Below are 24,291 nucleotides of genomic sequence, written 5' to 3' on the forward strand. Positions count from 1 at the left end.
CCTAAAAAAGGGATATGCACTTTATTCCCAAACTTTTTCCTGCAAAGCTTATCCGTCGTTATAAACGTTTCCTTGCGGATGTTCAACAAGATGATCAGCATGTCCTCACCGTGTCTGTACCTAATACAGGATCAATGCTTGGATTAACAGCTTTCAACACCAATATTTGGCTTTCTTATCATAACAACATCAAACGAAAATATGCCTATCAATTAGAAATTATTGAAGCCGATAATACTTTGGTTGGTATTAATACTTCTTTACCCAATAAACTTGCGTTAGAAGCAATTCAAAACGGATTACTACCAGAATTAAATGGATATAAAACAATTTTAAAAGAACAACGCTATGGGACACAATCACGAATTGACTTTCTTTTACGTGATGACATTCTTCCTGATTGTTACCTAGAAGTCAAAAATGTTCATTTTATTCGTCAGAAAGGATTAGCAGAATTTCCTGATAGCGAAACAAAACGTGGTGCACGTCACCTTGATGAGCTCATAGGAGTTGTACAACAAGGAAAACGAGCTGCTATGCTTTATATTATTCAACGAGAAGATTGCTCAGCTTTTACAATTTGTCATGATCTTGATCCACTCTATGGACGTAAGTTTGATTTAGCATTAAAATCAGGAGTAGAATGTTATGCTGTAAAGTGTCATGTAAGTGTAGAAGGCATTTTTCCGATTCAGAGAGTAAAAATAGAAAATAGAAGAAACAATGACTGAGTATATCGAATATAATAAAATCCCTTTAAAATTTAATGGAAAAATCCGCATTTTCGATGATTATGCTTTTGCTAAAATGCGTGAAGTTGGTCGTATTGCTGCAGAATGCCTTGATGCGCTTACAGATATTATTAAGCCGGGCGTTACTACGCAAGAAATAGATGATTTTGTATTTATTTTTGGAGCTAAGCGAGGAGCACTTCCTGCTGATCTAAATTATCATGGATACAGCCATTCATGCTGTACATCTATCAATCACGTTGTCTGCCATGGCATTCCCAATAAAAGACCTTTGCAAGAAGGTGATATTGTAAATGTTGATGTAACCTTTATCCTTGATGGTTGGCATGGGGATTCAAGCCGAATGTATCCTGTTGGAAAAATTAGGCGTGCCGCAGAACGCTTGCTAAAAATAACCTATGAAAGTCTTATGCAAGGAATCGCTGTCGTTAAGCCTGGAGCAACGACAGGTGATATTGGGGCAGCCATTCAACAGTATGCAGAATCTGAACGCTGTTCAATTGTGAGAGATTTTTGCGGACATGGTATCGGCCAGCTTTTTCATGATGCTCCCAATATTCTCCATTATGGAAATCCTGGAGAAGGAGTTGAATTAAAACAAGGTATGATGTTTACAATTGAGCCTATGATTAACCTTGGTAAACCACAAGTTAAGATTTTATCTGACGGTTGGACTGCTGTTACCCGTGACCGCTCTCTGACAGCACAATATGAACATACAATTGGTGTTACAAATGAAGGGTATGAAATATTTACACAATCTCCTAAAAATATTTTTTATATTCCAAATTCCCATACCTAACGCAATGTAGAGATGTTATGGCTAAAAAATTAAAACAAAAGGAAGATACTCAAAGTAATCACTTTGCATTAACATCGAGTTCTCCACTCACCCCAGTATCAGAAAGAAAAAGTGAAGAGCCTCAGAAAAACGCACAGCTTCATAAACATTATCAAGGCCATCGTGAACGTCTTCGGAAGCGCTATTTAAAGTCAAAAGGAAATGCAATTGAAGATTATGAATATCTTGAATTATTGCTTTTTCGCACAATACCCCGTGCAAACACAAAACCCATAGCTAAAAATTTGATAGCGCGTTTTGGTTCATTAGCTGATGTGTTGGGAGCGGATATTCACCGACTTCAAGAAATTCCAGGATGTGGTCCCGCCACTGCAGTTGATTTAAAAATTATTTCAGATGTTGCTGGACGTCTTGCTCGTGCGCAATTGTTTAAGCGCGATATTTTTTCATCATGGGATAAAGTGTTAGCGTATTGTAAAGCTGTTATGGCTCACGAAACACGTGAACAGTTTCGTATTTTGTTTCTTGATAAGAAAAACGGCTTACTTGCTGATGAGGTGCAACAAACTGGAACCATTGATCATACCCCTGTTTATCCTCGTGAAGTTATTTCTCGAGCTTTAGAGTTATCCGCATCAGGACTTATCTTAGTCCACAATCACCCTTCTGGCGATTCCACCCCCTCTAATGCAGATATAACAATGACATATAGATTAAAAGATGCAGCAAATGCATTAGGCATTATTATCCATGACCATCTTATTATTGCACGAAATAACCATACGAGTTTTAAAGCGTTAAAACTTATATAAATCTTATGGGATAAAAAAGACTTCATTCAACTATGAATAACGAATCAATTTTCTAAATCAATATCTAATATAGCCATTGAGAAATTATAGGAGAGCTCATCTTCATCTTCATCTCGATAGATAATGCCTAAAAACTCATCTCCCATATAAACCTCACAAGAATCACTCTTTTTAGGACGTGCTCTGACTTGCAATGCTGAGTTTTGGAATATATTTCTAAAATAATTATCAAGTTTTTTTATTTCATCAGCATTCACTATGCTCTCCTGTTTTTTTGAAACGATTAAAATAATTGCGTGTCGTGCAAATAAGACACTCTTATGATTCTGTAAAGTCAGTAAAAAAGCATAATCTGAATATTTACTTAATATTACATATATTCACAACGTTCTTTATACATTCATAAAGAACGTTTACAAAAGGAGTCTATCATTATTAAATATACCCGTATAGATTAAAAAATGGCAAAAAAAAACTGTATATTTTTAATAATTTTACTTTATCTCCAATTTTAGCATCTGTATTTAAAATGCATATTCGTAAGAATAAATTGATCAATAATTTATAATTTTGTTTATTTTATAAAAAATACAAATAAAAATATTTTTTTATTTAAAACTACATTTTTTAGCAAAAAATATTTATTACATCATTCGAAAATAATTCTTTTTAATAACCTTTAAAGTATAATTATCTAATCTTAGAAGAATTACCTCTCTGGAAAATATACAAAATAAGCTAATAAGAGTTTATTTTTCTTTTCATTTTTTATAAAAACTTACGTCATAACAGAAAGATTTTTTAATAAGCTTTTTTCAATTTATACGAAATAAAAATATTGGGTATTTCTGTAAATTCTAAAAGCTATGAAGAGTTCTTATTTTATAGGATAACGAGAAAGAAAATCGATAACGCCTTTTTTATAAACTTTATCGCCTACAGCAAGCATATGATCTCGATCAGGAATTGATAAAGCTTCACCACAAGGCAACAAGGCTGCCAATGGCTCTGCATCACCGCCAATTTCATCTAATGAACCAACGGCAACAAGTGCTGGTTGTTTGATTTTGTAAACTTCAGACGCCGTTAACTCCTGTTTTGATGTAATGATACAAGCAGCAAGAGCACGCCTATCGCTTTTCGTTTGATCTGCAAATTTACGGAACATTAAACCGCGCGTATTGGTAATAGTGGAAATATCTTCTGCTAAAAGGGCCTCAGCAACGGGCTCCCAATTTCCTGCTCCCGTCACCATACCAATACCTAAACCACCAAAAATAACACTGTGTACATATGTTGGATGCAAAAGAGCCATGAAAGCACTAATACGAGCCCCCATAGAATATCCCATAACATGGGCTTTAGATAACTCTAAATGCTGCAGTAACTTTACTGCGTCGCCAGCCATAGCTTGAGGTGTATAAAAGATAGGATCATAACTTTTAACTGAATCTCCGTGACCGCGATTATCAAGAGCAATAACACGATATCCTGCTTCCGTGAGAATACGAAACCAACCTGTTGCATACCAATTCACCCGTGCAGAAGATCCAAAACCATGGATCAACAAAACAGGAGCGCCTTGTCCTTCTTCTCGATAAGCAAATCGCAAACCATTATATTCAAAAAAACGAATATCTTCAGCGGTCATTTTTTATTGCACTTTCCACAAAGTACAGGATGAATAACACGTTGTCCTTTTTGTATCTGTTTTTCAGAAACTTCACCAGCATTAATTTCAAGTGCAAAAGCTGCAGGAACTTCTGATGAAATGGTATTTGTTGAAAATGGAGAAGTATTTTCAATAATCGATACAATAATTCCCTCAGAGTTTAAGAAAATCATATCTAAAGGTAAAGGCGTATTTGCCATCCACATAAAAATTTTCTGCTCATCTCCCGATGGATAACTTTTTAGCTGCTTAAAGAGCATTGCACGATCGCGTGGAAAATCAGTTCGATACATTAAACCAGCTGCTGCTTGAGATGGCGTAAAAGCAATCTCTACCTTATAAAAAACCGGACCTTGCTTTGTATGTATTTCTAAAGGAATCGGATGCACAGGAATCTCTATGGGCTCCTTTGCTACAACAACACGCATATCTAACATAAAAAGCATCACCAATAAAACAATATACTCCTTTTTAAAAGGCTTTAACATTCTTGTCTCCACCAGAGAAAAATTTTAAATTTTGTTTATAAAATAAAAAGTACCAGAGTTTAAAAGTCAAAAAACAAGAGAATTGCTTCCTTGTTATTTTCTAGTTTCTTTCAACGTAATATGCACAATTTTCTTCATTTGGTTTATGGATTCACGAGAGCTATATTTTCTTTAAAAATCTACTTCTATAGCAATTTATGAAACAATCACCTTTAAAAATATAGAAAACACACTGATTTCACTCGTGAAATTTAATGCGTAGCTAAAGGAATGCCTATATCCGGATAAATCTCTGCTGTCATTAAACCTTTTTCTCCTTTACCAAAACGTACAAGAACAACTTGACCCGAACGAAGCTCTGCTAAACCAAAACGGCGCAATGTTTCCATATGAATAAAAATATCTTCCGTTCCTTGCCCACGGCTAAGAAAACCGTATCCTTTGTCACGATTAAACCATTTAACAATTGCTCGTTCTAGTCCACTTTCTGGAGTAACAACAACATGGGTACGGGCTGGAACTTCTGATGGATGGATTGCTGAAGAACAATCTATGGATTTCACCTGAACGCACTTTAATCCTCGTTCAGTTTTTTCCACAGCACAAATGACTTTAGCTCCCTCCAAAGCTGTTTGAAAACCATCCCTTCGCATTACTGTAACATGCAATAATATATCGGGGAAATGAGGTAAATCAGGTACAATAAATCCATACCCCTTACTACCATCAAACCACTTAATGACACCACTGATTTCGATAATCTCCCCACAAGCACCTATACTATCCTCAGATGGGGAACAATCCTTTAATGCATCCTTACTCGTCATAATAACGTGATCCTGTAGCTTATAAATTGTACGATATTGATTCTCTAGGTTTAAGTAAACATTGCTCTTGTATCAACACGCAAGCCCCAAGATAAGATTTCCCCACATTGTCGTATCTTCTATGTTAATGTCAGAGAATATCAACGTGAATATTTATAAAACTATTTGATTGTACACTTTACATACCTTACAAGAAGTGCCCTACAAAAGAGATCATATAAAAGTTTTTTTACATAATGATATTTTGATTAATGTGTAACTTGCATGATGAAGAAGTTCAATATAAGGTGAAAAAACGACAATTCAATTAAGGAAAATGCGCAATGCAATTGAAGAAAATCCTTACGATAATCGCAGCATTTATGGCATTTACAGCAAATGTTTATGCGAGTGAACCTATTAAGATTGGTGTTTATCTTCCATTAAGTGGTCAAAATGCATTTGGAGGTCAGCTTGAAATTAGAGGTATAGAATTAGCCCATAAAAAAGTTCCAGAAATTTTAGGACGTAAAGTAGAACTTGTTATTATTGATAATAAGTCTGATAAAGTAGAAGCGGCTAATGCTGTTATGCGTTTAACAGCAAGTGAAAAAGTGAGTGGAATCATTGGTAGCTATGGTTCTTCGCTCTCGTTAGCAGGTGGTGAAATATCTGAAAAGGCAAAGACTCCAACCATTGCAACGTCCTCAACAAGTCCCCTTGTTACACAGGGTAAAAAATATTACTTTCGTGCTTGCTTTATTGATTCCTATCAAGGAGTAGGAATCGCAACTTATGTAAGCCAAACTTTACACGCAAAAAAGGCTGCTATCCTTAAAGATATTTCAAGCGATTATGCTATTGGTCTTGCAAGTTATTTTACGCGTGCTTTCAAAAAATTAGGTGGTGAAGTTATCTCAAATTTAAATTATAATTCTGGAGATCAGGACTTTTCAGCTGTTCTCACGCAAATTATCGCCCAGAAACCTGATATCTTATTCATTCCATCTTACTTTTCTGAAGGTGCTATCATCATGAAACAAGCACGAGAATTAGGGGCTAAATTTCAAATTATGGGTGGAGATGCTATGGATAATCCAGAAACCATTACGATTGCAGGAAAAGCTGCAGAAGGTTTCTTACATACGACACTTCCCTATAGTGAGGATATGCCAAATATGTCAGTAGCTGCGCAAGAATTCACAAAAGAATGGAAAAAAGCTTACCCAGACAAAGAGCCAAATATCAATTCTGTTTTGGGATACACGAGTTATATGATGTTCATGAAGGCTATTGAAAATGCTGGTAGCACTGATCGTGAAAAAATTACTATCGCACTTAGCCAATTAAAAGATTTTCCTACCCCCTTTGGGGATATGTCAATGGATGAAAATCATAATCCTAAAATTCCTATTGGTATCATTAAAATACAGGATGGAAAACGTGTTTATTTAGAAGAAGTTAAACCTGCTTTTTAATTAAAAAGTTGTGCTTATTAAAATGCAAGAATTGGTTGAGGATCTTTTTCTCAACCAAAAACTTAGAAATTTCTTATTGTCCTATGTAAATTAACAAATGTGGAAGGATGAGAGATGAGCACTGAAATGTTCATCCAGTACTTTTTTAATGCACTGGCATTGGGATCTCTTTATGGGCTTATTGCTATTGGCTACACCATGGTCTACGGTATACTGAGACTCATTAATTTTGCTCACGGTGATATCTTTATGCTGGGAGCATATTTTGTTTTCTTTTCCACAATTGGCTTTATGCCTGCTTGGGCAGCTTTTCTTCTTTTGTTCCTTGCTGCTCTTGTTTATTATTCGGTCTTTATAGGCTTTAAAAGGCGTCCTCCAATTTATTGGATTGCTGCTTTTTTAATTCTTGCGCTAGGATTTGTTTATTATTTTAAAATTTCCCCGCAAGACTTTACACCGATTTGGGTTTTAGCTCTTTGTTTTTCCATTTTTATTACAAGTGCTGTGGGTGTTGCTGTTGATCAATTTGCTTATAAACCTCTACGCCATGCTCCGCGTATTTCGGCACTTATCGGTGCAATTGGTGTTTCTTTTTTTATTGAAAATCTTGCTACTGTACTCTTTAGTGGTGTTCCGAAAGGTGTACAACAGCCAGACTTTCTTGTAACACCATTTTTATGGCATCTAGGATCAGGAGCAGATGGTATCATCAGAATTGCTCCCATGTCTCTGATCGTTCCCTTTGTGTCATTAATTCTTATTTTATTACTATTATGGATTATCCATAAAACAAAACCGGGTCTTGCTATGCGCGCAATCTCCCATGATATTGAAACAACACGTTTGATGGGTGTGTCTGTCAATAAAGTTATTGCGTTTACATTTGGAATAGGCTCAGCTCTTGCCGCCATAGCAGGCATTATGTGGTCTTTACGTTATCCTCAAATTCAGCCTTATATGGGTGTTCTTCCTGGTCTCAAAGCATTTATTGCTGCTGTTATCGGAGGTATTGGTTCGATACCAGGAGCAATGTTGGGAGGATTGTTATTAGGGTTTATTGAAATTATGATTATCGCATTTTTCCCCGCGCTATCTGGATATCGAGATGCCTTCGCTTTCATTTTATTGATTCTGATTCTATTGATATTGCCCACAGGATTAATGGGTAAAAGAAATCAGGAGAAAATCTAATGGCAAAGTCAGCGACAACTGTTTTATCGTGTATAAGTGTTTTAGTTCTCATAGGTTTTTTATTTTATGCTGATAGCCATTTTAATGACTATACGCTTCGTATCATCAATCTGATTGCTATTAATGCGATATTGGCAATTTCGCTTAATTTGATTTACGGTTTCACAGGTATGTTTTCTCTTGGACATGCTGGATTTATGGCTATTGGTGCTTATGTTTGCGCAATTTTACTTCTTTCCCCTGAACAAAAAGAAATGATGTGGATTCTTGATCCTATTGCTGAACCATTATATCATTTGCAGTTACCTTTTTTTATCGCTGTTGTCGTAAGTGGTTTGTGTGCTGCTGTTGTAGGTTTATTAATTGCTTTACCAATATTGCGTCTTGGTGGCGATTATCTTGGAATTGCAACATTAGGTTTTGCGGAAATTATTCGCATTGTCATTACGAACGCAACATCGCTCACAAATGGCTCTTTGGGAATCAAAGGAATACCTCAAAATGCAACATTATGGTGGAACTATGGTTGGCTAGCATTTACAGTTCTCTTTATTGTCCTCTTACTGCAAAGCAATACTGGTAACGTATTACGTGCTATCCGTGATGATGAAATAGCTGCGAAAACTATGGGAATTAATGCTTTTTTCTACCGTAGTTTTTCCTTTACTGTTGGAGCATTTTTTGCAGGTATAGGTGGCGCATTAATGGCGGCTCTTATTTCAACCATTGATCCAAAAATGTTTAATTTTCTTCTGACTTTTAATATTTTAATGATTGTTGTTGCTGGTGGTCTCGGTTCAATTACAGGGAGCATTATTGGCAGCATTATTATTACAGTCATGCTTGAATGGCTTCGTATCATTGAAAGTCCATTTGACTTAGGTTTTATACATATTCCAGAAACCCCAGGGCTTCGTATGGTTGTTTTTTCTCTTTTATTGCTGGTAATTATCTTGTTTTGGAGAAAAGGGTTAATGGGACAACGAGAATTTTCATGGAATGGAATTTATAGCTTTTTGACACGCAAAAAGCTTTCTAATACTGAGGGAAAGCTATGAACGACAATATCCTTTCACTCAATAATATTGTAATGCGTTTTGGCGGATTAGTTGCTGTAAATAATGTTAATATGGCAATTAAACGAGGAAGTATTACTGGATTAATTGGTCCCAATGGTGCTGGAAAAACAACAGTTTTCAATATGATTTCTGGATTTTATGCTCCTACAAGCGGCATCATTCTTTTTGATGAGAAAAAAATTTCTGGAGCGTCTCCTTATATTATCTGTAGAAGCCATATTGCCAGAACATTTCAAAATATTCGTCTTTTCTCAGGGTTAACGGTTTTGCAGAATGTTATGGTAGGAGCGCATGTTCGACAAAAATATCCTTGGTTTTCTTCAGCTCTCTTTTTTTCAAAAGCAATAAAAGAAAAGAAGGAAGTTTATAAAAATTCCTTGGAGCTCCTTGAACAGCTACAACTTGATCATCTTGCCAATCAATCGGCAACAGCTTTACCTTATGGTGTGCAACGACGTCTAGAAATTGCACGTGCGTTAGCCACAAAGCCCAAATTGCTTCTTCTTGATGAACCTGTTGCTGGCATGAATCCACAAGAAAGTGAAGATCTTAGAAAATTCATAGCAAAAGTGCAAAAAGACTTTGATCTTACAATTCTTCTTATTGAGCACGATATGAAAGTGGTTATGGGGCTTTGCCAACATATTTTGGTTATGGAATATGGCTGTTGCATTGCCAGTGGTACACCAGATGAAATTCGTAATAACCCTAAAGTTATTGAAGCTTATCTTGGCGGAGATGTTTATGGATATTCTTAAAATAAAAAATCTTTACGTTCATTATGGCGCCATTAAAGCTGTCCAAAATCTTTCTATGTCCATAAAGCGGGGCAGTATTGTCACTTTAATTGGAGCCAATGGTGCAGGAAAAAGCAGTATTGTACGTTCTATTACAGGGCTTAATCGCTCTGTTTATGGAGAAATTACCTATAATGGCAAATCTATTATTAAAAAATCACCAGAAGAGATTTTGCGATTAGGGATTGCTTTAAGCCCTGAAGGACGACGTATCATGCCCCATCTCACTGTTTTAGAGAATCTTCATCTAGGCGCTTATATTCGTCACGATAAGCAGGGAATTTCCCGTGATATTGAATGGATATTTAACCTTTTTCCGCGCCTACGTGAAAGAGCAAAACAGTTGGGAGGAACAATGTCAGGTGGTGAACAACAGATGGTTGCTGTGGGCCGTGCACTCATGAGCAATCCTGATATGGTCATATTAGATGAACCCTCGTTGGGGTTAGCACCACTTCTCGTTCGAGAAATTTTTTCGATTATTCGAAAAATTAATGATATGGGGAAAACTGTTCTTCTTATTGAACAAAATGCATTTGCTGCACTTTCCATAGCTGACTATGCTTATATTTTAGAGGTAGGACATATTTTATTTCACGGTGAAGGAAAAACTATGCTCTCTGATTCGCGTGTTAAAGAAGCCTATCTTGGTGGGTAAGACTACGAATTAAGGAAATAGAGCTCATTCCCTCCACCATTTAAAAGAGCATTTCTCATTAAGGATGAGAAATGCTCCTTTGTGAATTTTGACTATTACATCCACCATTTTTCTGCACTGAATATTCCTGCTTCTTGTTCAATAATGTGCGCTATCTGAAAAATGACTTCTTCAGAAAAAGGTTTACCAATCAATTGCAATCCTAGAGGTAAACCATTTGATGACAGACCAGCAGGAACAGAAATTCCTGGTAATCCAGCCATATTAACTGGTACAGTAAAAATATCATTAAGATACATTGCTACAGCATCATTTTTTATTTTTTCATCAGCAATACCAAAAGCAGATGTTGGTGTTGCTGGTGTCAAAATAGCATCAATGCCTGAAACAAAACATTGATCAAAATCACGTTTTACGAGTGTTCTTACTTTTTGAGCTCTTAAATAACAGGCATCATAATAACCTGATGAAAGAACATAAGTCCCAACCAGAATGCGCCGTTTGACTTCATCACCAAAACCAACAGAACGCGTATTTTCATACATCTCAATGATGTCTTTCCCAGGCATGCGCAAACCAAAACGCACACCATCATAACGCGCTAAATTAGAAGAGGCTTCTGCAGGAGCTATAATGTAATAAGAAGGTAGAGCATATTTTGTATGGGGCAAAGAAATATCTTTAATCTCAGCACCTGCTTCTTTTAACCAATTTATTCCTTTTTGCCAAAGCTCAATAATTTCTGGAGACATTCCATCCACATGATATTCTTTTGGAATACCGATTTTCATTCCTTTGATTGATTGACCAAGATAACTTTCATAATCAGGAACTGGTAAATTGACGGAAGTAGAATCTTTTTCATCAAAAGAGGCCATTGATCTGAGTAAGATAGCACAATCACGAACATCTCTAGCAACAGGTCCAGCTTGATCAAGAGATGAAGCAAACGCGACAACGCCCCATCGCGAACAACGTCCATAAGTTGGCTTTATTCCCACAGTTCCAGTAAAAGCTGCTGGTTGACGTATTGAGCCACCTGTATCGGTTGCAGTTGCACCAGCACAAATTTGTGCAGCAACAGCGGCTGCGGATCCTCCCGAAGAACCACCGGGTACGAGTTTTTCATTTGAGCCTTTTTTTCTCCATGGACTAATAACGGGACCATAATATGATGTTTCGTTGGATGAGCCCATAGCAAACTCATCCATATTAAGTTTTCCTAACATCACAGCACCATCTTGCCATAAATTAGCCGTGACAGTTGATTCATAGTGCGGTTTAAAACCATCAAGGATATTTGAACAGGCTTGAGTATGAACACCATAGGTTGCAAAAAGATCTTTAATCCCCAAGGGAATTCCTTCCAAAAGCCCTCCCTGCCCTTTCGCTAAGCGACTGTCTGATTCAGCAGCCATTTTCATTGCCTGTTCTGCTGTTATTGTTACATAAGCATTCAAAGTTGGATTCGCCAACTCTATTGCTTGTAAATAAGCTTCCGTTAATTCTGTTGCTTTGAGATTTTTCTTTGTTAGAGCATCACGAGCTTGCGCAATTGTGAGAGTTGTTAAATCAGTCATATTGGTTCTCAAATTTCAAAAATATAAAAAGTTACTCAACAATTTTTGAGACAAGAAAAAAATTTTCTTCTGTAACAGGGGCATTGGCTACAATATCTGCTGCTTTATCGCCATCTGTAACACTATCTTCACGCATTCGTAGAGTCATCGGCATCACAGATGTTAATGGCTCAACCCCACTGACATCAACTTCATTCAATTGCTCTACAAAACCTAAAATAGCATTGAATTTTTTTGTCACAGGTTCTATCTCATCATCGTGGAGGGCAATCCTTGCTAAATGTGCTATCCGCTTGACTGTCTCTTGATCAACAGACATACTCTTTACGCCTTTCTGCTTTTTTGTTTATTTATTTGATCTTTATTCTGGCTATACAAGGGTGCACTTGTAAGTGCAAGAATATTAGATAACATGAATAAAGAATATAACTATAGATCTGAAACATTAAAAAACGTATTATACCTTTATGACTGTTATTAATATAGATGAAGTTATAAAACATCTTTTGCCTAGACAAACAATAGCAGGCTTAGATTTAGGGACAAAAACTATCGGAATTGCGATTTCTGATATGGGGCTGACTGTCTCAAATCCGCGTCCTGTACTACAGCGAAAAAAATTTACAGAAGATGCTTACACACTTATTAAAATTTTTGACCGTGAAAATGTAGGCGTTATTATCATTGGCTTACCTCTTAACATGAATGGAAGCAGTGGCTCTCGTGTTCAAGCAACCAGAGCTTTTGTGAGCAATATGAAAGCTTATACAAAAATTCCATTTGTTTTTTGGGACGAACGTTTATCAACAATTGCTGCGGAACGGTCTCTTTTAGAAATGAATGTATCGCGCGCTAAAAGAGCAAGCCGTATTGATTCGGCAGCCGCCGCTTTTATATTGCAAGGTGCTCTCAATAGAATTCAAAACTTTCATCATATGGAAGGATAGAGGACATTGAGCAAATGCCCTGCATTATATCGTGCAATGAGCATCCCGTAAGAAGATCTCCATTGTCCCCCAAGGCGGCTTTCCATATAGGCATTCGCAACATGTTCTATGTCTGTAGAACGTAATGCTGCTGCTGCTGCTGCATAAGCTACTTGTTCAACAAAAAATCTTCCTGCACCTTCATTTGCTGATGCCATATCACCTGCTGACTTAATAATTTCAATTGCTCGGGGTCCCGCTGGTCCAATATCAAGAGCAATTTTTTCCAACAATTTCTGAAACAATCCCGGTGCTTTTTCAGCAATAAGAATTGCATCCTTTACCAATTGATTAGCAGAACTATTTCTCACAATTCGCGCAGGCCCATTATGCAACATTTGTGATAATGGATTATTCTCTATAAAACTTTCAATACCAAGTTGTGCAATAATTTCACCAATAATAGGCACAACCAATTGACTTACATGATAAGCAATAATAGGTGTCATAATGCGGGCAAAAGCTGCTTCAGAACGGTCATTTGCTGCATTGTCAAATGCTCTCGCTAAACGCAAAACCAATGCTTGTGAGGCAGCTATATCTAATGCAATATCTGCAAAAATACGTTCTGTCAGTGGAGGTAACGGCTGATTGGGTATTTTTTTCCGGAAAAAATCCATACCAAATTGAAGAGCCGCTCGTAAAACACCTGCCGATATGACAGATTGATCGAAACGCATCATCGTCTCGATATCTTTAATAACTTTAAGCCCTTCTCCAGCATTTCCCAAAAGCCAGCCATAACTGCCTTGGAAGTCGACAACCCCCTCTGGTGTTAAAAGTTCTCCAGATCGCTGAATTAAATGACGAATCGATATAGATCCATTTAATGCGCCATTTTCTTGTATGCGTGGAATAAAAAAACAACTTAAATGACCATCTAAATCTGCACTAACAAGATATCCGTCAGCGGTAGGATTAATAACGTTGGTTTTTACAACATTTAAACGATATAGATCACGTTCCATACTTTCATCGAAAGAAATTTTCTTAACACTTGGAAAATTGAAAGCGTATTTTTCAATATCGTCAAATGCACAAGTTAGAGAAGCAGCCTTTTTATGATGAATAGGCTTTGATGAGGAATCATATTGGCGTGATAAAAGTACATTTTGCCATTTTTTGAAGAGCTCAATATCACTAATTAAAACAGCAATAGCTGCACTCGTTATGATAACTTCATTCAAATGTCCTGTTTCTAAACCAGCAGATAAAGCTAAACGAATCGCACGCGCTTGATAGCGTACTCCATTTTCTGAGCTCGTATTTTCCCAAAGCGAGGTAACCAAACCTGCTTGTCTAGAATATTGTTGAAGAGCTTGATAGGAAGAATGGATCTCTAATCTTTCTGTTGGTTGCCCCCATTCATCATTATAGCATAGTAAAGGCTTATAATGATTCGCTAAGCAAGAAAGTTTCCATGCTTCTCGACTCGCGGCAAAATCCCCTATTTCTTCAAAACTTGCTAACAAAAACTTAGGCAAAGTAGAAGCAATACGAAACATAAGCGTATCGCTAAGAAATGTATTTTTTCGACGAGTATTTTGCGCAGATACAGCACTCATAGGTATATTCCTACATTCAAATCATTCATATCATAGACTATTTGTCTTTTTAGAGTTAAGAAACATTTATCATATTCAAACAAATGCTTGTTTAACCTGTTTAGAGAGAGATAAAGAAGAATGCTATGATGCAAGATAATTTTTTCCCACTTTTCCCTCATCAACATCTTTTAGCTATTAAAGATCTGAGTGTACAAGATCTTAATACATTGCTTGATCGTGCAGAAGCAAATATTATCCTTTCTAACAAAATTGATAAAATAAAATCTACTTTGCATGGACGGACTCAAATTAATCTCTTTTTTGAAGCCTCTACGCGAACACAATCTTCTTTTGAATTAGCGGGTAAAAGGCTAGGTGCACACGTGATGAGTCTTGCGATCGGCAACTCATCTGTAAAAAAGGGAGAAACATTACTTGATACTGCAACAACTCTCAATGCGATGAAGCCAGATATACTGGTTTTTCGCCATAACAGTGCAGGAGCGGCAGCTTTATTAGCGCAAAAAGTTGATTGTTGTGTTATTAATGCAGGTGATGGTGCTCATGAACATCCAACCCAAGCTTTATTAGATGCTCTAACCATTAAAAGGGCAAAAGGTCGTATTGAAGGATTAACTGTTGCGATTTGCGGAGATATCTTACACTCACGTGTTGCCCGTTCCAATATCCTGTGTCTCAATGCTTTGGGTGCTCGTGTTCGTGCTGTTGCTCCCTCAACACTCTTACCCGCAGAAATCGCTCATATGAGTGTTGAGGTTTTTAACACGATGAAAGAAGGTCTTAAAAATGCTGACGTTATCATGATGTTGCGCTTACAGCATGAACGGATGACAGGCTCTTTTATTCCTTCTACGCGTGAATATTTCCATTATTTTGGCTTACATAAAGAAAATTTAGCCTATGCCAAAAATGATTCTATTATTCTGCACCCTGGCCCAATAAACCGTGGTGTAGAGATTGCATCCGATATAGCAGATGGACCACAAAGTATGATTCATACGCAAGTAGAAATGGGAATTGCAGTGCGTATGGCTGTCATGGAGGCTCTATTAGATTCACGCGCAAAGATCAGTGGAGAAAAAAAATGATAAAACCAGTTGTTTTTCAAAATGCTCGTATTATTGATCCTTCGCGCGCAATCGATGAAATTGGTACAGTTATTGTTGAAAATGGACGAATTATAGCCGCTGGAAAAGAAGCTCTGAATCAGGGGTTTCCTGAAGAAGCAGAAGTTATTAACGCACAAAACAAAGCAATTCTCCCTGGACTTGTTGATGCGCGCGTTTTTGTTGGAGAATTAGGGAATGAACATTGTGAAACAATTACATCAGCAAGTTACGCGGCCGCAGCAGGTGGTATTACTTCCTTTCTTATGATGCCAAACACGCATCCAGTTATTGATAATGTAGCACTCGTTAAATTTATTACGCATACAGCACAGGAAATCTCATTGGTCAATATTTATCCCGTTGCTTCAATCACACAAGGTTTCAACGGACAAGAAATAACCGAATTTGGTTTGCTCAAAGATGCTGGAGCCGTTGCTTTTAGTGAAGGAAAAAAAACACTTCAAAATTCATCTGTTATGCGGCGTGCAATGACTTATGCACGCGATTTTGATGTTCCATTGATGCATGAAACGCAAGATAAAGATCTTACAGGGCAAGGTGTGATGAATGAAGGACTGCTTGCCAGTTGGCTTGGTCTTTCTGGCATCCCTCGCGAAGCAGAAGTTATCCCACTTGAAAGAGATCTACGTTTAGCAGCATTAACGCAAACACGCTATCATGCCGCTCAAATATCGACAGCACTCTCTGCTGATGCACTTCGTTTAGGTAAAAAACGCAGTGAGAAAATTTCAGCGGGTGTATCTATTAATCATTTATCTTTCAATGAAAATGACATTGGACAATATCGCACTTCTTTTCGCTTAATGCCCCCATTGCGTACAGAAGAAGACCGTGTAGCAATGATTGAAGCAATAAAGGATGGGATTATAGATGTTATTGTCTCTTCTCATGATCCTCAGAGTATCGACACAAAACATTTACCATTTAATGACGCGGCAATTGGCGCTATTGGTATGGAGACCTTATTGAGCGCAGCCTTACGTCTTTATCATAATGAGAGCCTATCTCTTCTACGGATAACGGAACTTTTGTCAACGGCGCCTGCAAAGCTCTTTGGACTCAATGCAGGAACACTCAAAAAAGGGGCTCATGCAGACCTTATTGTGGTTGATCTTGAAGAACCATGGGTTGTTTCGAAAGAGAAGCTCTATTCACGTTCAAAAAATACCCCTTTTGAGAATGCACGTTTTCAAGGACGCGTGCTCCAGACCTTTGTGAAAGGGAAAAACGTTTTTAAACTTGATCAACAAATTTAATGAGATTCTTAATGAATGAAGCAGAAATATTTTTTCAATCCACTCCATGGTTTATTTTCCTCATATCTTATCTCATTGGCTCGATTCCATTTGGGCTTCTTTTTACGAAATTGTTCAAAATTGGTGATATAAGAACAATCGGTTCCGGCAATATTGGAGCAACAAATGTTTTACGAACAGGAAATAAAAAGCTTGCTGCTCTAACACTTCTTTGTGATATGTTGAAAGGAACTATCGTTGTTTTCGTTATAAAGTTTTTTAGTGATCCGCTAGACAATAGTATCCTTGTTTCTCTAGCAGGCTTTTTTGTTTTCTTAGGACATCTTTTCCCCGTATGGCTTAAATTTAAAGGTGGCAAAGGTGTTGCTACCTATCTAGGAGTCTGCTTAGGAATCTATTGGCCTGCAGCAATTATTTTTATTATTGTATGGAGTGCGATTTTTCTCCTCATGCGTTATTCTTCATTATCTGCGCTTATTGCTGTTACGATCACACCGATATTTGTTTTTTATTTTTCCGCTTCTTATTTCTATTGTATGCTGATTGTGATGAGCGTATTTGTGTTTATAAAACATTCTGCAAATATCGGTAGATTATTAATTGGGGAAGAAAGTAAGATTGGTACGCAACACGGAGATAAATAAAGGAATCCTGCTTACTGATCGTCAACGTCTAAGCTGGTTACGGTTATTGCGCAGTGAAAATATTGGAGCTGTTAGTTTTCGCAATCTCATTGATCATTATAAAACAGCAGAAAATGCTCTGGCAGCGCTGCCAGAGCTTAATAGAAAAGGGGGTGGTTCTGTATCTATTAAAATAGCAAGCTTAGAAGATGCAGAAAAAGAAATGCAAGAGGCTGAAAGATTAGGTGTCCGGTTTATTGGTATGGGAGAACCAGATTATCCAGCTTTTCTTAAGGTTACAGAAGCCCCCCCGCCGCTTATTGCTATCAAAGGTAATGTTTCAATTTTTCAAAAAACTTCTATTGGAATTATAGGTTCTCGAAATGCTTCAGCTGCGGGAAAAAAGCTTACAGCTCAATTTGCGCGTTTTCTCGGAGAAGCAGACTTTGTAACAATTTCTGGGCTCGCTCGTGGAATTGATAGCGTTGCGCATCAAGCAAGTTTAAAAACAGGAACTGTTGCAGTCATGGCGGGAGGAATTGATCATATCTATCCTCCTGAAAATAAAAAGTTGCATGAAGATATTATTGCCAACGGTGGAGCCATCATCAGCGAAATGCCCATTTCTTGGAAGCCGCGTGCTATCGATTTTCCAAGAAGAAACCGTATTATTGCAGCTCTATCACTTGGTCTCTTGGTTGTAGAGGCAGCCCTGCGCTCAGGGTCCTTAATTACCGCACGTCAAGCAGCTGAAATGGGACGGCTAATTTTTGCCATTCCCGGTTCTCCACTTGATCCAAGATCTGTTGGTACAAACAATCTTATCAAAGACGGTGCTCTACTCACCACACATCCTTCTGACATTATAGAAACACTTACGCCATTAATTTCACCGCTTCCAAATTCGCAACTCAATTTTTTTGAGGAACCATCCTCCTTACAACTTGAAAAGGAGAATTTTAATTTAGCAGATGAAAAAAACAGCGATCTCTCTTTAGCAGATGATGATGCAGCACGTGCAGCAGTTCTCTCCGCTCTTTCAACAACGCCAATCGACTTAGACACACTCAGTATCCACTCAGGTATTTCACTCCCAACTCTCTACCTCTTGTTGGTAGAACTCGAGCTTGCTGGAAAGCTTATTCGACACTCTGGTGGTTGTGTGTCATTGTCGAATCTTGATCTTCCCCAAGAGCCTCAGCACTATTAATAATGCTTTGCCCTTCTTTGGCAACCATATCCAAAAGCAATGCTAAAAGCGGACTGTGCGCCTGACGCGCCATCTGATTCATTTGCTTTGACATGTCTGTAATATATTGGATAACTTTTAAATGATTTATAAACATAATCCTCTATCCTTGAGCATTTCCCCTCCTACCTCTCAATAGACGTTATCTTAGTATTTCGCCGTATGTTTTTGTAATAACAGTGGAAAATAAATCGTGTAATTCTATATAGGGTGTACTCTAATAATGACAATCATAAGTTGTACAATATTCATGTTTTTTATATGGCTAATATTTTTTTATGTGCTCTTAAGCAATTGGCATTAGCTATTCGCGTAAAAGGCGTTTATAAAAAAATTTTTATTTCAATATTTGGGTAAAATTATGAATATCGTTATCGTTGAATCTCCAGCAAAAGCAAAAACAATTAATAAATATCTTGGATCTCAATACAAAGTTGTCGCATCATTTGGACATGTTCGTGATTTGCCTGCAAAAGATGGTTCTGTTTTACCGGATCAAGATTTTTCTATGAAATGGGATATAGATTCTGCTGCCGCTAAACGTTTAAATGAAATAGCAAAAGCCGTTAAAGAAGCTGATAGCCTTATATTAGCAACAGACCCTGATCGTGAAGGGGAAGCTATTTCATGGCATATTCTGGATGTTCTTCGTCAAAAAAAAGTTTTAAAAGATAAACCTATTAAAAGAGTTGTCTTCAATGCCATCACCAAAAAGTCTGTGCTTGATGCTATGAATAATCCACGTGATATTGATACATCCCTTGTCGATGCTTATCTTGCACGTCGTGCTCTCGATTATCTCGTTGGTTTTACACTTTCACCTGTTTTATGGCGTAAACTCCCTGGTGCGCGTTCAGCAGGACGCGTTCAATCGGTTGCTTTGCGTATTATTTGTGATCGTGAATCAGAAATAGAACATTTTATCAAAGAAGATTATTGGTCCATTACAACACAGTTAAAAACCATCCGAAATGATAGTTTCCAAGCAAGATTGACAATGTTTAATCAAAGAAAAATAGGCAAGCTTGATATTCAATCTCAAGAACAAGCAGACCAAATTCGCTTTATGCTGGAGAAAGCTCAATATCATACACTCAGTGTTGAAGCAAAACCTACAAAGAGAAATCCTTTTCCTCCATTTACAACCTCTACACTACAACAAGCAGCTTCTTCAAAATTAGGTTTTTCAGCTTCTCGCACTATGCAAATTGCCCAAAAGCTTTATGAAGGCATTGAAATTAATGGTGAAACGGCAGGGCTTATTACTTATATGCGTACCGATGGTGTGCAGATAGCACCTGAGGCTATTGATTCAGCAAGAAAAGTTATTCATGAAACTTTCGGAAAAGACTATATTCCTGAAAAGCCACGTTTTTATTCAACAAAGGCAAAAAATGCACAGGAAGCACATGAAGCGATCCGCCCAACAGATTTTCAACGCAATCCTAGTCAAGTCCGTAATTTTCTCGATAGCGATCAAGCAAAGCTCTATGATCTGATATGGAAGCGTGCCATTGCCAGCCAAATGCGCTCTGCTGACATTGAACGTACAACCGTTGAAATTGAAGCACAGCAAGGAGAAGAGCGTGCAAATCTACGGGCAACAGGATCTGTTGTTCGTTTTGATGGCTTTATTTCCGTCTACACGGATCAACGAGACGAAGAAAATAATGAAGAAAATGAAACAACACGTTTACCACAAATAAACACTGGTGAAGCACTTACAAAAGAAAAAGTTGAATCTGTACAACATACCACAGAGCCCCCTTCTCGTTATTCTGAAGCTTCATTAATTAAAAAGCTTGAGGAGTTAGGAATTGGTCGTCCTTCAACTTATGCATCCACATTAGCGACATTGTGTGACCGTGGATATATTGTCATTGATAAACGAAAGCTTATTCCCGATGCCAAGGGACGTATTGTTACAGCCTTTCTTGAAAATTTTTTTAATCGCTATGTAGAATATGGTTTCACAGCAGATCTTGAAGAAAAGCTGGATCTTATCTCTGATGGCAAACTTTCTTGGAAAGACGTATTGCGAGATTTTTGGGATGGATTTAATGCATCTATTAGCAATATCCAAGAACTCCGTATAACCAATGTTCTTGATGCTTTAAATGTAACATTAGCACCTCTCGCTTTTCCTGAACGCGAAGATGGAAGTGATGTGCGTTCCTGTCCTCTTTGTAAAAATGGTCAATTATCATTAAAACTTGGGCGTTATGGTGCTTTTGTTGGCTGTTCCAATTATCCCGAATGTAAATACACACACCAACTTGGTACAGATACTGGAGAAGAGAATGAAGCTGTACGCAATGATGAACCTGTTATACTTGGTATTGACCCTGAAACAGGAAAAGAGATCTCTCTTCGTAATGGCCGGTTTGGTCCCTATATTCAACTTGGTGAAAGCAAAGAAGTTAAGCGTGCAGGATTACCAAAAGAATGGCAGGCAGAAAATGTAACCCTTGATAAAGCCTTGGCTTTACTATCCCTTCCCCGTGAAATTGGCATTCATCCTGAAACCGGAAAAACAATCACGGCTACGATTGGACGATATGGTCCCTATCTTAGCCATAATGGAAAATCTGCGCGCCTTCTTCATGCAGATGAAGTTTTTGATATTGGTATCAATCGCGCTGTTACAGTATTAGCAGAACAACAAGAAAACAAAACCAGGCAAAGCAGAACAACACCTGAAGCATTGGCAACATTAGGAGAGCATCCCGAAGGAGGAACCATTACCGTGCGCAACGGGCGTTATGGTCCTTATGTCAATTGGGGTAAAATTAATGCAACATTGCCAAAAGATAAAGATCCCATTAGTGTAACACTTCCAGAGGCACTAGAACTTATATCGGCTAAAGCATCGAGTAAAAAAACAACTTCAAAAAGAGCTTCTTCTAAAACAAAAGCAAAAATAAAAGAGACATAAATTTTGGCTAAAGGTGAAAAAAACATAAAATATCTCTCTTCATTCAAGGGGAAAACTTTTCCCAATAAGGAAGCAATCCTTTCCTTTATAATTGAGAATCCTAACCACTCAAGTAAACGAGAAATCGCTAAAGCTTTTAACTTAAAAGGCGATTCTCGTATCTGGCTTAGAGATATGTTACGTGAGTTAAAGGATCAAAATCTCATATCTAAACACCACAAAAGAGCAATAAACAAAGGAAAATTACCCCCTGTTTCTTTAGTAAAAATTAGCGGACGTGATAAAGATGGAAGTTTTATTGCACAACCTCTTGAATGGGAAGATTCTCCAAAGCCCAATATTGAAATACACTCTTTTCATCACATAAAAGGAAGTAATATTGGTGTTGGAGATCATATTCTTGTAAAAGTTTTTCGAAATAAAAATTCTGAAAGCTCAAGCCATCCTTATACGGGACGAATTATTCGTAAAATTGATGTATCTCCCAAAAGCGCATTTGCTATTGTGCGAAAATTGGAAAATAATCAATGGCGCCTTGATCCTATAGACCGCAAAACCAATGAACTCATTGTTGAAATGTCTCCAGAAATGAAGATTCAAATTGGTGATCTCGTTGAAGTCGAAATAAAAAAAAATACTGGTTACGGATTAAAGAGCGCAAAAATAAAGAATGTTTTAGGGCACATTAAGAGTGAGAAAACACTCTCAATGATAGCGCTTCTTTCGAAAGGAATTCCTTATATTTTTCCTGAAAGTGTTCTTGAGCAAGCCAAACATATCAAAGCTGCCAATATGGATAATCGTGAAGATTGGCGACAATTACCCTTTATTACAATTGATCCACCAGATGCAAAAGACCATGATGATGCAGTTTATGCAACCAAGGATACGGATCCAGCAAATAATGATGGTTGGATTATTATTGTAGCCATTGCAGATGTTTCTTATTATATCAAAACAGGAAGCGCTTTAGATAAAGAAGCATTGAAACGTGGAAATTCTGTTTATTTTCCTGATACCGTTGTGCCAATGTTACCTGAACGCCTTTCTCATGATTTATGTTCTCTGCGTGAAGGAAAAGAAAGACCAGCTTTAGCCGTTCGTATGATTTTTGATGCAAACGGTAATAAACGAAAACATAGTTTTCATCGTACTATGATTCGTGTAAGAGCCAAACTTTCTTATCAAGAAGTACAATTGGCAATTGAAGGTAATATAAATGAAAAAATAACCCCTCTTTTTGAGAGCATTTTGCACCCCTTATGGGAAGCCTATGCATGCCTTAAAGCTGCGCGAAATCGTCGCCAACCACTAGAATTAGAAATTGCAGAAAAAAAGATTATTCTTGATCAAAATGGATGCATAAAAGATGTTGTGAGTGAAACACAATTAGAAGCGCATCGTTTAATTGAAGAGTTTATGATACAAGCTAATATTGCAGCTTCTGAAACATTAAAACAACATCACCAGCCGCTCATTTATCGTATTCATGAAAAACCTTCTCTTGCTAAGCAAGAAATACTTCGGAGCTTTCTTCAAAGTTTGGGGATACCACTCTCCCGCGGAAGCGAACTTACCTCAGCGCGCCTTAATAGAATTTTAGAAAAGGTCGCTCATACTCAACAACAAGAACTAGTCAATCAAGTTATTTTGCGTTCACAATCACAAGCAGAGTACAACCCTAAAAATAGTGGCCATTTTGGTTTAAATTTGCAGAACTATACACATTTTACATCACCAATCCGTCGTTATGCTGATCTCATTATTCATCGAGCACTCATTAAAGCTCTCAAATTAGGAAATGATCAATTAACAGATACACAAGAACAAAATCTTGCAGAAATTGCTACGCAAGTTTCTTTATACGAACGCCGTGCAATGATGGCTGAAAGAGAAACGATTGATCGGCTTGTTGCTCACTATTTAACGAATAAAATCGGTCGTATTTTTACAGGCCGCATTTCCGGAGTTACAAAAGCAGGTCTTTTTATCTCACTTGATAAACTCAATACAGATGGTTTTATCCATATTTCTACACTTAAAAATGATTATTATCATTTTGATGAAGCACAACATGTTCTTGTAGGACAGCGTAGCCATAAAGGCTATCAGCTCAGTGATGTTGTAGAAGTAAAACTTATAACGGTACAACCTTTTGCTGGCGCTTTATGCTTTGAACTGTTAACAAAACCTCGTCCAATAAAATTTTCACCGACATCCTACCATAAAAACAAATTAAAAAAACAAAAGTATACTTTTTATGGGAAAAGAAAAAATTAATCTTCTTGCCCTCCATTGAATATATATGAATAATAAATTCAATTTAAGAAATGACTTATATTATATAATATTTATATATACAATCTTATTTCTTTAGTATACAAGAGGATAAATTTTATTGTTAAGTCTATAATAACCATATAAAAATC

At 37.2% G+C, this 24,291-nt stretch carries 23 protein-coding genes; 15 read left to right on the plus strand and 8 right to left on the minus strand.

Features of this window, described 5'->3' with window-relative positions; genetic code table 11:
- Nucleotides 1-14: 14 nt before the first annotated feature.
- From sfsA to radC, 3 genes are read left to right on the plus strand one after another with little or no spacing between them, the layout of a single operon-like run.
- Nucleotides 15-731 carry a DNA/RNA nuclease SfsA gene (gene sfsA, locus ACFIK4_RS09975; RefSeq protein ID WP_375611922.1) on the plus strand — a complete coding sequence of 239 codons (717 nt, stop codon included), beginning with the start codon at nucleotides 15-17 and terminating at the stop codon, nucleotides 729-731.
- Nucleotides 724-1,554 (plus strand): type I methionyl aminopeptidase, encoded by an 831-nt coding sequence (gene map / locus ACFIK4_RS09980; RefSeq protein ID WP_375611923.1) that lies wholly within the window; start codon nucleotides 724-726, stop codon nucleotides 1,552-1,554. Before sfsA ends, map begins: the two co-directional genes overlap by 8 nt.
- Before the next feature lie 17 nt (nucleotides 1,555-1,571).
- Complete coding sequence (gene radC / locus ACFIK4_RS09985) at nucleotides 1,572-2,366, plus strand: DNA repair protein RadC (protein ID WP_375611924.1); 795 nt, start codon at nucleotides 1,572-1,574, stop codon at nucleotides 2,364-2,366.
- A gap of 44 nt (nucleotides 2,367-2,410) precedes the next feature.
- Here the strand turns inward: radC and ACFIK4_RS09990 are convergent, their stop codons facing one another.
- From ACFIK4_RS09990 to ACFIK4_RS10005, 4 genes are all read right to left on the minus strand, one after another.
- On the minus strand, nucleotides 2,411-2,623 hold the full coding sequence (locus tag ACFIK4_RS09990) for a DUF3126 family protein (protein ID WP_375611925.1): 213 nt from the start codon (nucleotides 2,621-2,623) through the stop codon (nucleotides 2,411-2,413).
- Nucleotides 2,624-3,243: 620 nt separating this feature from the next.
- Nucleotides 3,244-4,017, minus strand: coding sequence for an alpha/beta fold hydrolase (locus tag ACFIK4_RS09995; RefSeq protein WP_375613418.1), 774 nt, complete (start codon nucleotides 4,015-4,017; stop codon nucleotides 3,244-3,246).
- Nucleotides 4,014-4,526, minus strand: a complete 513-nt coding sequence (locus ACFIK4_RS10000; protein WP_375628133.1) for a DUF192 domain-containing protein — start codon at nucleotides 4,524-4,526, stop codon at nucleotides 4,014-4,016. Before ACFIK4_RS10000 ends, ACFIK4_RS09995 begins: the two co-directional genes overlap by 4 nt.
- Before the next feature lie 251 nt (nucleotides 4,527-4,777).
- Nucleotides 4,778-5,353, minus strand: a complete 576-nt coding sequence (locus ACFIK4_RS10005; protein WP_273791031.1) for a cold-shock protein — start codon at nucleotides 5,351-5,353, stop codon at nucleotides 4,778-4,780.
- Nucleotides 5,354-5,676: 323 nt separating this feature from the next.
- Between ACFIK4_RS10005 and ACFIK4_RS10010 the strand changes: the two genes are divergently transcribed.
- The 5 genes from ACFIK4_RS10010 to ACFIK4_RS10030 all read left to right on the plus strand — a co-directional run bounded on the left by ACFIK4_RS10010 (nucleotide 5,677) and on the right by ACFIK4_RS10030 (nucleotide 10,535).
- Complete coding sequence (locus ACFIK4_RS10010) at nucleotides 5,677-6,810, plus strand: ABC transporter substrate-binding protein (protein WP_273791030.1); 1,134 nt, start codon at nucleotides 5,677-5,679, stop codon at nucleotides 6,808-6,810.
- A gap of 114 nt (nucleotides 6,811-6,924) precedes the next feature.
- Nucleotides 6,925-8,001 carry a branched-chain amino acid ABC transporter permease gene (locus ACFIK4_RS10015; RefSeq protein WP_375611928.1) on the plus strand — a complete coding sequence of 359 codons (1,077 nt, stop codon included), beginning with the start codon at nucleotides 6,925-6,927 and terminating at the stop codon, nucleotides 7,999-8,001.
- Nucleotides 8,001-9,059, plus strand: coding sequence for a branched-chain amino acid ABC transporter permease (locus ACFIK4_RS10020; protein WP_375611929.1), 1,059 nt, complete (start codon nucleotides 8,001-8,003; stop codon nucleotides 9,057-9,059). Before ACFIK4_RS10015 ends, ACFIK4_RS10020 begins: the two co-directional genes overlap by 1 nt.
- Nucleotides 9,056-9,838, plus strand: coding sequence for an ABC transporter ATP-binding protein (locus tag ACFIK4_RS10025; RefSeq protein ID WP_375611930.1), 783 nt, complete (start codon nucleotides 9,056-9,058; stop codon nucleotides 9,836-9,838). Before ACFIK4_RS10020 ends, ACFIK4_RS10025 begins: the two co-directional genes overlap by 4 nt.
- Nucleotides 9,825-10,535, plus strand: coding sequence for an ABC transporter ATP-binding protein (locus ACFIK4_RS10030; protein ID WP_375675853.1), 711 nt, complete (start codon nucleotides 9,825-9,827; stop codon nucleotides 10,533-10,535). Before ACFIK4_RS10025 ends, ACFIK4_RS10030 begins: the two co-directional genes overlap by 14 nt.
- Before the next feature lie 95 nt (nucleotides 10,536-10,630).
- Here the strand turns inward: ACFIK4_RS10030 and gatA are convergent, their stop codons facing one another.
- Nucleotides 10,631-12,115 carry an Asp-tRNA(Asn)/Glu-tRNA(Gln) amidotransferase subunit GatA gene (gene gatA / locus ACFIK4_RS10035; RefSeq protein WP_375675854.1) on the minus strand — a complete coding sequence of 495 codons (1,485 nt, stop codon included), beginning with the start codon at nucleotides 12,113-12,115 and terminating at the stop codon, nucleotides 10,631-10,633.
- Nucleotides 12,116-12,146: 31 nt separating this feature from the next.
- Nucleotides 12,147-12,434, minus strand: a complete 288-nt coding sequence (gatC, locus tag ACFIK4_RS10040) for an Asp-tRNA(Asn)/Glu-tRNA(Gln) amidotransferase subunit GatC (RefSeq protein ID WP_375606898.1) — start codon at nucleotides 12,432-12,434, stop codon at nucleotides 12,147-12,149.
- Between the two features lie 148 nt (nucleotides 12,435-12,582).
- On the opposite strand from gatC, the gene ruvX reads away from it, so the two are divergent.
- Nucleotides 12,583-13,062: a Holliday junction resolvase RuvX gene (gene ruvX, locus ACFIK4_RS10045; protein ID WP_375611932.1), complete on the plus strand. Its 480-nt coding sequence runs from the start codon at nucleotides 12,583-12,585 to the stop codon at nucleotides 13,060-13,062.
- Here ruvX and ACFIK4_RS10050 read toward each other — a convergent pair.
- Complete coding sequence (locus ACFIK4_RS10050) at nucleotides 13,047-14,666, minus strand: acyl-CoA dehydrogenase family protein (RefSeq protein ID WP_375613414.1); 1,620 nt, start codon at nucleotides 14,664-14,666, stop codon at nucleotides 13,047-13,049. The two genes, ruvX and ACFIK4_RS10050, sit on opposite strands and share 16 nt — an antisense overlap.
- 125 nt (nucleotides 14,667-14,791) lie before the next feature.
- Between ACFIK4_RS10050 and ACFIK4_RS10055 the strand changes: the two genes are divergently transcribed.
- Genes ACFIK4_RS10055 through dprA form a run of 4 tightly spaced genes read left to right on the plus strand, consistent with a single transcriptional unit; the run spans nucleotide 14,792 to nucleotide 18,888 of the window.
- Nucleotides 14,792-15,757 (plus strand): aspartate carbamoyltransferase catalytic subunit, encoded by a 966-nt coding sequence (locus ACFIK4_RS10055; protein WP_375638414.1) that lies wholly within the window; start codon nucleotides 14,792-14,794, stop codon nucleotides 15,755-15,757.
- Complete coding sequence (locus ACFIK4_RS10060) at nucleotides 15,754-17,055, plus strand: dihydroorotase (protein ID WP_375675855.1); 1,302 nt, start codon at nucleotides 15,754-15,756, stop codon at nucleotides 17,053-17,055. The genes ACFIK4_RS10055 and ACFIK4_RS10060 overlap by 4 nt, the downstream gene beginning before the upstream one ends.
- A gap of 11 nt (nucleotides 17,056-17,066) precedes the next feature.
- Nucleotides 17,067-17,699: a glycerol-3-phosphate 1-O-acyltransferase PlsY gene (gene plsY / locus ACFIK4_RS10065; RefSeq protein ID WP_375613412.1), complete on the plus strand. Its 633-nt coding sequence runs from the start codon at nucleotides 17,067-17,069 to the stop codon at nucleotides 17,697-17,699.
- Nucleotides 17,656-18,888, plus strand: a complete 1,233-nt coding sequence (gene dprA, locus ACFIK4_RS10070; RefSeq protein ID WP_375613411.1) for a DNA-processing protein DprA — start codon at nucleotides 17,656-17,658, stop codon at nucleotides 18,886-18,888. Before plsY ends, dprA begins: the two co-directional genes overlap by 44 nt.
- Here the strand turns inward: dprA and ACFIK4_RS10075 are convergent.
- Complete coding sequence (locus ACFIK4_RS10075; RefSeq protein WP_005773510.1) at nucleotides 18,818-19,024, minus strand: hypothetical protein; 207 nt, start codon at nucleotides 19,022-19,024, stop codon at nucleotides 18,818-18,820. The two genes, dprA and ACFIK4_RS10075, sit on opposite strands and share 71 nt — an antisense overlap.
- A 264-nt stretch (nucleotides 19,025-19,288) precedes the next feature.
- On the opposite strand from ACFIK4_RS10075, the gene topA reads away from it, so the two are divergent.
- Both topA and rnr read left to right on the plus strand, forming a co-directional pair.
- Nucleotides 19,289-21,862: a type I DNA topoisomerase gene (gene topA / locus ACFIK4_RS10080; protein WP_375611939.1), complete on the plus strand. Its 2,574-nt coding sequence runs from the start codon at nucleotides 19,289-19,291 to the stop codon at nucleotides 21,860-21,862.
- 3 nt (nucleotides 21,863-21,865) lie between these two features.
- Entirely contained in the window at nucleotides 21,866-24,142 is a 2,277-nt protein-coding gene (gene rnr, locus ACFIK4_RS10085) for a ribonuclease R (RefSeq protein ID WP_375638418.1), read from the plus strand.
- Nucleotides 24,143-24,291: the final 149 nt, after the last annotated feature.

This window comes from Bartonella sp. AP9QHHD (assembly GCF_042195625.1).
GTDB lineage: Bacteria > Pseudomonadota > Alphaproteobacteria > Rhizobiales > Rhizobiaceae > Bartonella.